The sequence below is a fragment of the Streptomyces sp. CBMA156 genome (genome assembly GCF_014596515.1).
Lineage (GTDB): Bacteria > Actinomycetota > Actinomycetes > Streptomycetales > Streptomycetaceae > Kitasatospora.
The window spans coordinates 1-12845 of the sequence record NZ_MSJQ01000451.1; the positions used below are offsets into that span (position 1 = coordinate 1).

Below are 12845 nucleotides of genomic sequence, written 5' to 3' on the forward strand. Positions count from 1 at the left end.
GTTCCCCCGTGACGTGTTTCTTCGACCCCTCGCACGGCGCCGCCGGTGCGGCGGTGCTGTGGTCGCCGCAGTGGGGCGTCCCGCGCCAGATCGAGGCCTGCGTGGCCTGTGCCCAGCGGGTGCAGACCAACCTCCCGCCGTTCTACACCCCGGCGCAGGGCGGCTACCCGCAGCCGGTGCAGCAGGGCGGCTACCCGCAACAGGTCCAGCAGGGCCAGCCGCAGGTGCCCGGCCAGCAGGCCCAGGGCGGGCGGCGCTTCGGCACCGGCGCGCTGATCGGCGCGGGCGCGGCCGGCCTGGTCGGCGGCGCGCTGCTGAACGAGGCCTTCGACGACGATCCGCAGGTGGTCGTCAACAACCACTACGAGGACGACGGTTTCTTCTAAGCCGTCAGGCCGCGGTTCGGCGAGGGCCGTCGGGGGGGTGCTCCCCGGCGGCCCTCGCTGTCGGTGCGGTGCGCTTGGATGGCGGCAGAGCACCGTTCCGACCGGGGGAGACGCACCGATGACCACGCTCGACGCCGGACTGCCGGCCGCCGCCGGGAACCCCTCCGCGGCCTGGCTGGAGTCCTGCTTCGGCCCGGGCACGCTCTGGCGCCCCGAGACCCTGCCCGCTCGGCTGACGGCGCCGGACGCCCGGGCGTTCCTGGGCGAGGTCGGGGTGCCGGCCGTCGGGCTCGACTTCGTCGGCTTCGACGCCACGGACCTGCCCGGGCGCGGGATGTGGGAGGCGGACCTGGACGAGCTGTTCGGCGAGCGCACGCCGGACGACGACACCCCGCCGGGCAACTGGGGGTACTGCGTCGGGAGGTTCGACGAACTGCACCTGATGGTGGCCGGCGACACCGGCGCCGTGCGGATCTACCACCCGGACGGCTGGGACCACGGCTGCGGCGACGGCGGCCGGGCGGCCGACTCACTGCCCGCGCTGATCGGCGCGCTGGCGCTGCTGGCCGGGCTGGAGGAGCGGATTCGCGAGGGGGACGCCAGGGCCGCGCTGGACGAGTTCGCCGCGCTGGTGGAGGAGTTGGGGCAGGGGCCGGAGGAGTCGGACCTCTGGGCGGGCCTGCTGGAGAGCCTGCGCGAGGAGTACCAGGAGGACCCGGACGAGGACTGACCGCCCCGGGCCCGGCGGCCGCACACCGCGCCTGCGCCGTGCGGCCGTTCGCCGTGCCCGCGGTCCGTACGGTCAGTCGCCCCGGCGCCGGTACGCCCCGGCCCTGGCCGCCGCCTCGGCGGCCTGGGCCGCGCGGTCGGCGGCGGCCTCGTCCAGGGGCTCCGCGGTGGTGAGCATCCGGTAGTAGAGCGGTGCCGAGACCGCCCGGACGACCTCGAACGCGTCGGTGTCCGGCGGGAGTTCGCCGCGCTCGACGGCCGCGGTGACGCACGGCGCCCACTCCTCGACCCGGCGCCGGTAGAAGTGCCGCAGTGCCTCGGCCGCGTCCGGGTCGCAGTTCGCCGCCACGAGGACGGCGCGGAACAGCGCGCCCTGCCGGGGATCGGCCAGGGTGCGCCGGACGAGCCGGGCGTTGGCCCGCAGGTCTCCGGCGAGGGAGCCGCTGTCGGTGCGCGGCAGCGACTGTTCGGCCATGTCCGCGAGCAGGTCGGCGACCAGGGCGGTGGTGCTGCCCCAGCGGCGGTAGACGGTGGTGCGGCCGACCTCGGCCCGCTGGGCGATGTCGCCGAGGTCGAGGCCGCTGAAGCCGTGCTCGACCAGGGCGTCCTCGGCGGCGCGCAGGACGGCGGCGCGGACCCGGGCGGTCCGGCCACCGGGGCGGACGGTGCCGGGCGTGGAGGGCTCGGGCTGTGCAGGCGAGGGCGAGGGGGGCTCGACGGCCATTAACGGGATTCCTGTTCCATTAGGGGCGTGGAGTCTGTTAGGTTCAAGGCATCCTAACGGAACGGGAGTCCCATTATGGGCTTCGAGGGGAGAACTGTCATGACCACCACCACCGACATGGAGTACCGCCGGCTCGGCACGTCCGGGCTCAAGGTGCCCGCGCTCAGCCTCGGCACCGGCACCTTCGGCGGCCGCGGCCCGCTGTTCGGCGCCTGGGGCACCACCGACGTCCAGGAGGCCCGCCGACTCCTCGACATCGCCATCGACGCCGGGGTCACCCTCTTCGACACCGCCGACGTCTACTCCGACGGCGCCTCCGAGGAGGTGCTCGGCCAGGCCGTCCGCGGCCGCCGTGACCAGGTGCTGATCTCCACGAAGGCCGGCCTGCCCACTGGCGAGGGCCCCCAGGACGCCGGCACCTCCCGCGCCCGGCTGGTCCGGAGCGTCGACGACGCGCTGCGCCGCCTCGGCACCGACTACCTGGACCTGTTCCAGCTGCACGCCTACGACGCCGGCACCCCGATCGAGGAGGTGCTCGCGACCCTGGAGGACCTGGTCCGGGCCGGCAAGATCCGCTACACCGGGGTCTCCAACTTCTCCGGCTGGCAGCTGATGAAGTCCCTCGCGCTGGCCGACCGGCACGGCCGCCCGCGCTACGCCGCCCACCAGGTCTACTACTCCCTGGTCGGCCGCGACTACGAGTGGGAGCTGATGCCGCTCGCCCGGGAGGAGGGCGTCGGCGCGCTCGTGTGGAGCCCGCTCGGCTGGGGCCGGCTCACCGGGAGGATCCGCCGCGGGCAGCCGCTCCCGGCCGGCAGCCGGCTGCACGACACCGCGGACTACGGCCCGCCGGTCGAGGACGAGCTGCTCCACCGGGTGGTCGACGCGCTGGACGAGGTCGCCGCCGAGACCGGGCGCACCGTTCCCCAGGTGGCGATCAACTGGCTGCTGCGCCGGCCGACCGTCTCCTCGGTCATCATCGGGGCCCGCAACGAGGAGCAGCTGCGCCAGAACCTCGGCGCGGTCGGCTGGGCCCTGACCGAGGAGCAGGTGGCCCGGCTGGACGCGGCCAGTGCCCGCACCGCGCCGTACCCGTACTTCCCGTACCGCCGGCAGGAGGCCTTCGCCCGGCTCAACCCGCCGCTCGCCGGCTGAGGCCCGGCGGGGTCACGTTCGGGCGCTGCCGGCTGCCGGAAACGGAGAGCGGCCCGCCCCCTTGAGGGCGCCGTTGTGACGTGCCATCAGGGTGCGGGCGTGCGGGCGCACGGAGTGGGCCCCGGCCCGGGAGATGTCCGGGCCGGGGCCTGACCGGCGGCCGCGGCGGCTACCGCCGGTGCCAGGCGGCGAGCAGCTCGGCCTCCCGGTCGGGGGTGAGTGTCTCCGGCTGGGGTTCGAACGGCCCGATCCCGCGGGCGGTTTCGGCCACCGGGCGGAGGGCCAGGCCGGTGGCGAGGGCGGCGGCCGGGTCGGCGGTGCTGGTGGTGCGGGTGTGCGGGTCGGCGGGCCAGAGCGGGAGCGCGCGGTCCGGTACGCCGGCGGCGCGGAGGAACTCCTCGGAGACCCAGGTGAGGGTGGTGCCGGGCGGGGCGACCGCCGAGGCGACGGCGTCGAGCAGGTCGCCGAGGCCGAACGGCGGTGCGGTGGTGGCGTGGTAGGCGCCGGAGGCGCCCTGTTCCAGGAGGGCGAGCATCCAGGCGGCGAGGTCGCGGACGTCGACCACCTGGACCGGCGCGTCCGGCCGGCCGGGGGCGAGCACCTCGCCGCCCCGGGCGAGACGCCGCACCCAGTAGTCGAAGCGGTGGGTGTAGTCCCGGGGGCCGATCACGTACGTCGGGCGGACCAGCAGCGTCTCCGGGCCGAAGGCCTGCCGGGCGGCGCGCTCGCACTGGACCTTGAGGACGCCGTACGTCTCGGCGGTGACCTCTTCGGCCTCCGGGCCGTCGGCGGGCAGCAGGGGGGAGTCCTCGGCGTAGCCGGGCGCGGCCGGGACGTCGTACACCGAGAGCGAGGAGATCAGCAGGTATCGCCCGGCCGCGCCGGGGTCGAGGGCGGCGGCCAACTCGCGGACCTGGCGCGGGAAGTAGGCGCAGAGATCGACGGTGGCGTCCCAGCTGCGGCCGCGCAGCGGGGCGAGGCCGGCGTCCCGGTCGGCGATCACGTGGGTGGCGTCCGGGAGCAGTCCGGCGCCGGACCGGCCCCGGTGCACCACCGTGACCTCGTGTCCGGCGGCCAGTGCCGCCTCCGCGAAGTGGAGGCCGATGAAGCGGGTTCCGCCGATGACCAGAATACGCATTCGGACATCGTGCCAGTCCGGGCCGCGGTGCGGCCACCCGGTGCCCGGTTGTTGCGCAAGTTGTGCGTGGGGTAAGCGAGTCGGGGAGCGGTGTGGACGGTTCCTGAGGGAACCGTGTTCGACGGTCGACCGCACGTGGCGGCGGTCGTGGGGGGTTGCGGCAGGTGCCCGGACGGTCGCCGCTGGTCAGTCACCCGGCGGCGGTGGCGGGCAGTGGACCGTGACGGCCTTGTGACGTCTGGGGAAACGTCAAAGTTCCTTGTTTCCCGGCGAACTTGTGTGAATCCCCTTTAAGCTCCCGTTAACAATGACGGCTTTTCGCCACTCGGGAACTCGCTCACGAGGCCGGCCGGAAGGCCCAACTGGACGATGAGAGCAGGGATGACGACGACAAGTGAACGAACCGTCGGTACCGGGCGCGGCCCGGACCGGCGGTCGGGCGGGCCCGAGCGCCGGGCCTCCGGCCGTCGCACCGCGGGCGGCGCGGTGGCGCTGGCCGTGGCGATCGGCGCCTGCTCGTTGGCGGCGGCCCCTTCGGCCTTCCCGGCGGCCGGAGACGGGACGGTGAAGGTCCGGGTGATCCGGGCCGTGGATACCGACGGGGTGTGGACGCCCGGACTCGAATCGGGCACGGCGGGCGTGAAGGTGACGCTCACCGACGCAGCCGGGGTGTCCGTCGAGGGCACCACGGCGGCCGACGGAACGGTGACGCTGGCACCGGCCGCCAAGCTCACCGGCGGCAAGTACCGGGTGCAGGTGGTGAATCCGAAGCCGGGCGTGCTCTACCCGGCCTTCGCCTCGCGCCAGGGCCTGGACGGCGCGCCGAACCAGCTGAGCTCCAACGAGGAGTTCGTCGACCTCTCCGGCGGCAAGACGGTCGAACTCACCACGGGGCTGTGGAGCCCGGGTGACTACTGCCAGAAGAACGCGCCGCTGGTGACGACCTGTCAGCCGGCCACCCGGGAGGGCGGGGCGGGGCACACGCTGGTGTCCTACCCGTACAACTCCCGGGGCGTGGCGGGCACCGACGTGACCGTGACCGACCTGGCCACGGGCGAACAGACCGGGAACCTCTACGGCATCGCCTGGAACAAGGCCGACCGGCGGGTGTTCGCCTCGGCCCAGGCCAAGCGGAGCACGAGCTACGGCCCCGGCGGGCCCGGCGCGATCTACGTCACCGACGTGGCGCAGAAGAAGACCGCGCTGTTCGCCACCGTCCCGGACGCGGGCACCACCCCGCACGGCCCGGGCAACGACGACGGCTTCCTGCCCGCGGTGGGCAAGGAGAGCCTCGGTGCGATCAAGGTCACCGACGACGGCAAGGACCTGTTCGTCGTCAACCTCCACGACCGCAAGCTCTACCGCTACGACGCCACCGCGGCGACGGCGGCCGAGCCGAAGGCCGCCTACCCGATCCCCGACCCGGGCTGCCCGGCGGCCGGGGACTGGCGTCCGTACGGCCTCGGCCTCCAGGACGGCGTCCTCTTCGTCGGCGGCGTCTGCTCGGGCGAGTCCACCGGCAAGGCCTCGGACCTGCGCGCCCTGGTGCTGCCGTTCGACCTGGCCACGGCCACGTTCAAGGCGCCCGTGCTGGACCAGCCGCTCGACTACCCGCGCGGCACCACGGTCGGCGGGGTCTGCCCCGGCACCGGCTGGTTCCCGTGGCAGGACACCTACCCGACCTCGCAGAACGGCCAGGCCTGCGGGGCGAACTACATGGCCAACCCCGAGCCGGCGCTGGCCGAGATCGCCTTCGAGACCGACGGTTCGATGCTGCTCGCCTTCCGCGACCGCTTCGGCGACCAGTCGGCGGCCGGCCCGACGGCCGGCGTGGGGTCCACCGTGCTGTCCGGCGGTGACCTCCTCAAGGCCTGCGCGGCGAACGGCACGTACGTGCTGGACACCAACCTGGGCTGCGGGTCCACGGCCAGGGGCCAGCGGTTCTTCGACAACGGCCGCATCGGGCACAACAACCCCGCGAACGCGGGGATGGCGTTCTCGAAGGTCGAGGACTCCATCGCGACCTCGGGCTACGACAGCAACAGCATGGCCCTCGGCTTCGGCAGCGCCTTCGCCAAGCGCGACGGCAAGCCGGACGGCGGCGTGCGGCTGAACCCGGTCGGACCGTGGCCGGCGTTCGGCAAGGGCGCCGCGATGGGCGACCTGGAGGTCCTCTGCGACCAGGCTCCGCTCCAGATCGGCAACCGGGTCTGGTACGACCCCGAGCGCAGCGGCCTCCAACTGCCGGGCCAGAAGCCGGTGCCGGGCGCGACCGTCCACCTGTACGACGAGTCGGGGAAGCTCGTCGGCACCACCAAGACGACCAAGCGCGGCGAGTACTACTTCGACGACAGCAACGTCGACGGCGGCCTCAAGCCGCGGACCAAGTACACGATCAAGCTGGACGACCCGGCGGACTACGCCAAGGACGGCCCCCTCTTCCAGTGGGTGCCGACCGGCCACGACGTCGGTGACAACCACTTCATCGACTCCAAGGGCATCGTGCCCAAGGACGGCAAGTACCCGGAGCGGGCGCTGACCACCGGAGGCCCCGGTGAGAACGACCACACCTACGACTTCGGCTTCCGTCAGCAGGAGGGCGCGCTGCGCCTGGTCAAGCACGACCAGGACGGCAAGCCGCTGGCCGGCGCCAAGTTCCAGCTGTGGCACGAGACCAACGGGACCGACGGGCTCCAGCCGACCGGCGACAAGCCCGACGCCAAGGTCGGCGAGCCCTGCACCACCGCGGCCGACGGCCTCTGCCAGGGCACCGGGCTGCCCGGAACGTACTACTGGCAGGAGCTGAGCCCGCCGGAGGGCTACGAAGCCCCGAAGGTCACCGTCTTCGGCCCGCTGGTGCTGACCTCGGCGAACCTCGACGCCGGTGTGGAGGTGACGGCCGTCAACACGGTGATCCCCACCCCCACCCCGACGCCGACCCCGACGCCGACGCCGACACCCACCCCGACCGAGACGCCGGCCCCGGCCCCGACGACGGCGGCTCCGGTGCCCCCGGCACCGCCGGCGCCGCAGGCTCCCGCACCCGGGCACCTGCCCAACACCGGTGCGGGCGACGGGATGCCGATCCTCCTGACCGGTGCGGCGGGGCTGATCGCCCTCGGCGCCGCGATGGTGCTGACGGGTCGTAGGCGCAGGTCCGCCCAGCGCGGCTAGCCTCTTCCGGGAGCCCCGCGTGGGGAGCCCGGTGCGGGGAGACCCGCACCGGGCCAGGTCGGGCGGGTTCGAGGACCGAACGGTCCCCGGACCCGCCCGACCGTCATGACCGACCGAGGAAAGGGAGCGGACCGCATGCCCCGCAAGACGAAGGCCGACGGCCGCGCGCCCCGACGGGCCGGCCGGCTCACGGCACTGATCGCGATCCTGGTGTGCGGCGCCGCGGCGGGCGGCCTGGTCGCCTACCGGGCGGTCTCCGACGAGGCCACCGAACGCCCGGTGACCACCGACGAGGCGGGCCGGCTCGCCCTGTCGCGGCTGAACCTCTATCAGGCGAGCCCGGTGTCCGTGGTGCTCACGGCCGACGAGGGCGGGGGCGTGAGCATCCGTGTCGAGGGGATCGTCGACTACCGCAACCACCGGGGCGTGGGCCGCTACCGGACCACCGGTGCGAGCGGCCCGATGGACCACGGGCTGATCGTCTGGGACACCGGCGGCCTCGGCCTGGCCCCCGAGCCGGCCGGCACCGGCCCCACGGGCGCCCCCACGGCCGGCACCGGCACGAGCACCGGCACCGGCTCCGACGCCCCGGCCTGGCAGCTGGCCGAGCACATCCCGCGCCAGGGCTGGTCACCCCGGACCTACACGGCGGACCCGCTGGACGCCGGGCTGAACCTGCTGGTCCAACTCGGCGCGGACCGCCCCGACAACCCGCTGCTGCTCGCCCAGTCCGGGGCCCGCTGGCTGGGCCGGGACCGGATCGACGGCCGCGACCACGACCGCATCGCCGGCCCGCGCGCCCAGGGCGCCGCGCCCGACGGCGCCCGCTCGCCACTGACCTACTGGGTCGACGGCGACGGCGGACTGCGCCGGGTCACGATGCGGATGCCGGGGCTGGGCACCCCGACCACCGTCGACCTCACCGGACGGCAGGCGGACGCCAAGCTGCCCGAGGCCCCCCGGCTCACCGGCTGACCCGGCGCGGCCGGAAGTCCGCAGGACAGCGCGGTCAGCCGTACAAAAATCGTTGGTGAGGCAGCAATAGCTTCATCATCTTCCGTTCACCGGGACTCGGCTGCCAGCATCGGCGCACCGTCACCGCCCGAGGGAGTAGCCGATGAACCGCCCCCGTTCCCTGCGCTGTCTGGCCGCACTGTCCCTGGTCGTCCTGGCCGCCACCGCCTGCGGGCGCTCCGACCAGGGCGGCTCCCCGGCCGCCGGAGCAGCACAGGCCGGCCAGAACTCCGGGAAGAGCGCCACCGAGCTGCTCCCCGAGAAGAACAAGCAGAGCGGCGTGCTCAGAGTGGCCACCTCCGTCGGCTACCCGCCGATGGAGATGTACAAGCCCGGGACCACCGAACTGACCGGGGTCGACCCGGACCTCGCCGCCGCCGTCGCCGGGAAGCTCGGCCTGAAGCTCGAACTCTCCAACTCCTCCTTCGACGGCCTGATCCCCGGCCTCCAGGCCGGCCGCTACGACCTGGTGATGTCCTCGATGACGGACAGCGCCCAGCGCCGCCAGGCCGTCGACTTCGTCGACTACTTCCGCACCGGCGGCGTGATCATGACGAAGAAGGGCAACCCGGAGGGCATCAAGTCCATCGAGGACCTCTGCGGCAAGAAGGTGGTCCTCGCCAAGGGCAGCTCCAACCTGGAGATCGGCGAGCAGCAGAACGCCAAGTGCGCCACCAAGATGACGATCTCGCAGAGCGAGGACGCCCCGACCGGGCTGCTCCAACTGGACAGCGAGCGGGCCGTGGCCACCATCGTGGACTACCCGGTGGCGCAGATGTTCGTGCAGAACAGCGGCTCCTACGAGGTGCTGCCGGACCAGTACGGGACGGCTCCGTGGGGCATCGCGGTGGCGAAGAAGGACTCCGGGCTGCGCGACGCGGTGCAGAAGGCGCTCCAGGAGCTGATCGAGAGCGGTGAGTACCGCAAGGTCCTGGACACCTACCAGGTCGGCGGCAGCGCGGTGGAGCGCGCCACCGTCAACGCGGCGCAGTGAGAACGGCGGCACCGACGAGATGAGCACCGACATGAGAGACCCCGCGATGCCCGCCGATCCCCCGAAGCCCGGCGGCGCCCCGCAACCCGGCGGCGCCCCGCAGACCGTCCCGGCCGGCCACGCGCCGTCCGCCGCGGGAGCCGTCGACGACGACCTGGCCTTCGAGGTGACCGGGCGCCCCCGCCCGGCGCGCTGGTTCGCCGTGCTGGCGGCGGCCTTCTTCGCCGTCTGGCTCGCCTGGACGGTCATCGTCAACCCCAACCTGCACTGGGACATCGTCGCCAAGTACCAGTTCGACGGCGTGATCCTGGACGGGCTCTGGGTGACGGTCCAGCTCACCCTGATCTCCCAGGTGGTGGGCATCGTCATCGGCGTGGTCGTGGCGGTGATGCAGCTGTCCGACAACCCGGTGCTGCGGACCACCGCCGGGGCGTACACCTGGTTCTTCCGCGGTACCCCGCTGCTGGTCCAGCTGATCTTCTGGTTCAACCTGGCGCTGCTGTTCCCCGAGATCAGCATCGGCATCCCGTTCGACGGGCCCAAGCTGGTCAGCTGGCAGTCCAACACCCTGATCACCGGCTTCGTGGCGGCGCTGCTCGGCCTGTCGATCAACGAGGGCGCCTACATGTCGGAGATCGTCCGGGCCGGCATCCAGAGCGTCGACCCCGGGCAGCGCGAGGCCGGCGCCTCGCTGGGCATGTCCAACCGGCAGATCCTCACCCGCGTGATGCTGCCGCAGGCGATGCGGGTGATCATCCCGCCGTTCGGCAACCAGTTCATCTCGATGCTGAAGACCACCTCGCTGGTCTCGGTCATCGCCGGCGCCGACCTGATGACCGTCTCGCAGCACCTCTACCTCGCCAACTTCGAGGTCATCGCGCTGCTGATCGTCGCGTCCATCTGGTACCTGGTGCTCACCACCATCGCGAGCGTCGCCCAGCACGCGGTGGAGCGGAAGTTCAATCCGGCCGGTGCCCCGCCGCCGCTGCACCGCAGGGTGCTGGCGAACCTGCGGCCCGGGCGCGGCGGAGCGCGCAAGCGCGTGACGAAGAAGGGGGAGGGCAAGTGAGGACGATCGACCTGGACGCGCCGGGAGGGACGGCCGCCGAGGTGGTCCTGTCGGCCCGGAAGGTGCGCAAGCACTTCGGGGACCTGGAGGTGCTGCGCGGCATCGACCTGGAGGTCAGGTCGGGGGAGGTGCTCTGCGTGATCGGGCCCTCGGGCTCCGGAAAGTCCACGCTGCTGCGCTGCTTCAACCACCTGGAGAAGATCGACGCCGGGCGGATCGAGGTGGACGGCGAACCGGTCGGCTACGAGCCGCACGGCACCACCGGCGACAAACTCCGCGAGCGCAGGCCGCGCGACATCCGCCACCAGCGCGAGCGGATCGGCATGGTCTTCCAGCGCTTCCACCTCTTCCCGCACCGCACCGCGCTCCAGAACGTGATGGAGGGCCCGATCGCGGTCAAGCGCCGCCCGCGCGCGGAGGCCGAGCGCCAGGCCCGCGAACTGCTCGACCGGGTCGGCCTGGCCGACCGCGCCGACCACTACCCGGCCCAGCTCTCCGGCGGCCAGCAGCAACGGGTCGCCATCGCCAGGGCACTGGCCATGGAACCGACCCTGATGCTCTTCGACGAGCCGACCTCGGCCCTCGACCCGGAGCTGGTCGGCGAGGTGCTCGGCGTGATGCGCGACCTCGCCCGCAGCGGCATGACGATGATCGTGGTCACCCACGAGATGGGCTTCGCCCGCGAGGTCGCCGACCGGGTCGTCTTCATGGACCAGGGCGCGGTGGTGGAGGCCGGCAGCCCGGCCGAGGTGTTCACCGCCCCGCGGCACGACCGCACCCGGGCCTTCCTCTCGACGGTGCTCTGATGGGAACGATGGGACTGATGGGAGCGGACGTGACCACGACCCCGGCCGACCTGCTGCTGCGCGGCGGCACCCTGGTGGACGGCACCGGGGCACCCGCCCGCCCGGCCGACCTCGCCGTCAGGGGCGGCCGGGTCACCGTCCTGCCGCCCGGCAGCGCGGTGACCGCGACCGAGACCCTGGACGTCACCGGACGGGTCGTCACCCCCGGCTTCATCGACGTCCACACCCACTCGGACGCGCTCGCCGCCCCGTTCGGCGGCGGCACCCACACCGACGGCGACGCCCTGGACGAGCTGCGGCTGGCCCCGCTGCTCCAGGGCGTCACCACCGAGATCAGCGGCAACTGCGGGATCAGCCTGTTCCCCGCGCTGCCCGGGCGGCTGCCCGAGCTGGCCGGGCACCTGCGGGTCTCCTTCGGCCTCGGCCCGGTGCTGCCCGCCGAGGACTTCGACGCCTTCGCCGCCGGCCAGCGGCCCGAACTGCGGCGCAACCACATCGCCTCGCTGGTCGGCCACGGCACGCTGCGCGCCGGGGTGATGGGCTTCGAGGACCGGCCGCCCACCCCCGAGGAGCTGGACGCCATGTGCGGGCTGCTCGACCGGGCGCTCGGCCAGGGCGCGGCCGGGCTCTCCACCGGGCTGATCTACCCGCCCGGCGTCTACGCCGACACCGAGGAGATCGTGGCCCTGGCGAAGGTCGCCGCCCGGCACGGCAAGCCGTACGTGACCCACCTGCGCGACGAGATGTCCCAGGTGGAGAAGGCGCTGGAGGAGGCGCTGGAGATCGCGGTGCGCTCCGGCGCCCCGCTCCAGGTCTCCCACCACAAGACCGCGGGCCGGCACGGCTGGGGCGCCACCCTGCGGACCCTGCCGCGTCTGGAGCAGGCCCGCGCCGACGGCGTGGACGTGCTCTGCGACGTCTACCCGTACACCGCCGGCAGCACCGTGCTGCACGCGATGCTGCCGCCGTGGACCAGCGAGGGCGGCCCGGCCGCGCTGCTGGAGCGGCTGCGCAGCAAGGAGGTGCGGGACCGCGTCCGGGCGGACATCGCGAACGGCGTCGAGGGCTGGGAGAACACCGTCGGCAACGGCGGCTGGGACCTGATCTCGGTGGCCGCCGCCCCGGCCCGCCGGGCGGCCGAGGGCCGCCGGATCGCCGACCTGGCCGCCGAGCGCGGCGCCGACCCGGTGGACTACGTCTGCGACCTGCTGCTGGAGGCACAGGGCGAGGTGACCATCATCAGCCACTCGATGCGCGAGGACGACGTCCGCCGGGTGCTGGCCAGCCCGCTGTCGATGATCGGCTCGGACGGCGTGCCCAAACCCGGCCGTCCGCACCCGCGCTGGGCGGGCAGCTTCGCCCGGGTGCTCGGCCACTACGGGCGCGAGCAGGGGCTGCTGCCGCTGGAGCTCGCGGTGCACAAGATGACCGGCCTGCCCGCCGGGCGGTTCGGGCTGGCCGGGCGCGGCGTGGTCAGCGACGGCGCCGTCGCCGACCTGGTGGTGCTGGACGCGCAGGCCGTCCTGGACGGTGCGACCTTCGAGCAGCCGCTGCTGCCGCCGGTGGGCGTGGAGACCGTCGTGGTGGCCGGCCGGGTCGCGGTGCGCGGCGGCCGGCCGACCGCGAGCCGGGCCGGAGAGGTGGTGCGGGTCCGAT

At 73.6% G+C, this 12845-nt stretch carries 11 protein-coding genes; 9 read left to right on the top strand and 2 right to left on the bottom strand.

Annotation, left to right across the window (positions count from 1 at the left end):
* Together BU198_RS40925 and BU198_RS40930 are read left to right on the top strand one after the other, a co-directional pair.
* A partial coding sequence (locus BU198_RS40925) for a hypothetical protein (protein ID WP_223245613.1) occupies nucleotides 1-386 on the top strand: 386 nt, incomplete at its 5' end.
* 118 nt (nucleotides 387-504) lie between these two features.
* Nucleotides 505-1116 carry an SUKH-4 family immunity protein gene (locus BU198_RS40930; RefSeq protein ID WP_188301777.1) on the top strand — a complete coding sequence of 204 codons (612 nt, stop codon included), beginning with the start codon at nucleotides 505-507 and terminating at the stop codon, nucleotides 1114-1116.
* Between the two features lie 72 nt (nucleotides 1117-1188).
* On the opposite strand, the gene BU198_RS40935 is transcribed toward BU198_RS40930, so the two are convergent.
* Nucleotides 1189-1839, bottom strand: a complete 651-nt coding sequence (locus BU198_RS40935) for a TetR/AcrR family transcriptional regulator (RefSeq protein ID WP_188301778.1) — start codon at nucleotides 1837-1839, stop codon at nucleotides 1189-1191.
* A gap of 117 nt (nucleotides 1840-1956) precedes the next feature.
* On the opposite strand from BU198_RS40935, the gene BU198_RS40940 reads away from it, so the two are divergent.
* A complete protein-coding gene (locus BU198_RS40940; RefSeq protein ID WP_188301784.1) occupies nucleotides 1957-2994 on the top strand; it encodes an aldo/keto reductase in 1038 nt (345 codons plus the stop codon).
* Nucleotides 2995-3163: 169 nt separating this feature from the next.
* Here BU198_RS40940 and BU198_RS40945 read toward each other — a convergent pair whose 3' ends face one another.
* On the bottom strand, nucleotides 3164-4132 hold the full coding sequence (locus BU198_RS40945) for an NAD-dependent epimerase/dehydratase family protein (protein WP_188301779.1): 969 nt from the start codon (nucleotides 4130-4132) through the stop codon (nucleotides 3164-3166).
* Nucleotides 4133-4513: 381 nt separating this feature from the next.
* On the opposite strand from BU198_RS40945, the gene BU198_RS40950 reads away from it, so the two are divergent.
* From BU198_RS40950 to BU198_RS40975, 6 genes are all read left to right on the top strand, one after another.
* Complete coding sequence (locus BU198_RS40950) at nucleotides 4514-7306, top strand: SdrD B-like domain-containing protein (protein ID WP_188301780.1); 2793 nt, start codon at nucleotides 4514-4516, stop codon at nucleotides 7304-7306.
* Between the two features lie 135 nt (nucleotides 7307-7441).
* A complete protein-coding gene (locus BU198_RS40955) occupies nucleotides 7442-8281 on the top strand; it encodes a hypothetical protein (protein WP_188301781.1) in 840 nt (279 codons plus the stop codon).
* 142 nt (nucleotides 8282-8423) lie between these two features.
* On the top strand, nucleotides 8424-9314 hold the full coding sequence (locus BU198_RS40960) for an ABC transporter substrate-binding protein (protein WP_188301782.1): 891 nt from the start codon (nucleotides 8424-8426) through the stop codon (nucleotides 9312-9314).
* Between the two features lie 31 nt (nucleotides 9315-9345).
* The gene (locus tag BU198_RS40965; protein ID WP_223245614.1) at nucleotides 9346-10383 is read left to right on the top strand and encodes an amino acid ABC transporter permease; all 1038 of its coding nucleotides are present in this window, start codon (nucleotides 9346-9348) and stop codon (nucleotides 10381-10383) included.
* Between the two features lie 5 nt (nucleotides 10384-10388).
* Complete coding sequence (locus BU198_RS40970; RefSeq protein WP_317620529.1) at nucleotides 10389-11189, top strand: amino acid ABC transporter ATP-binding protein; 801 nt, start codon at nucleotides 10389-10391, stop codon at nucleotides 11187-11189.
* A partial coding sequence (locus tag BU198_RS40975) for an N-acyl-D-amino-acid deacylase family protein (RefSeq protein ID WP_223245615.1) occupies nucleotides 11189-12845 on the top strand: 1657 nt, incomplete at its 3' end. The genes BU198_RS40970 and BU198_RS40975, both read left to right, overlap by 1 nt.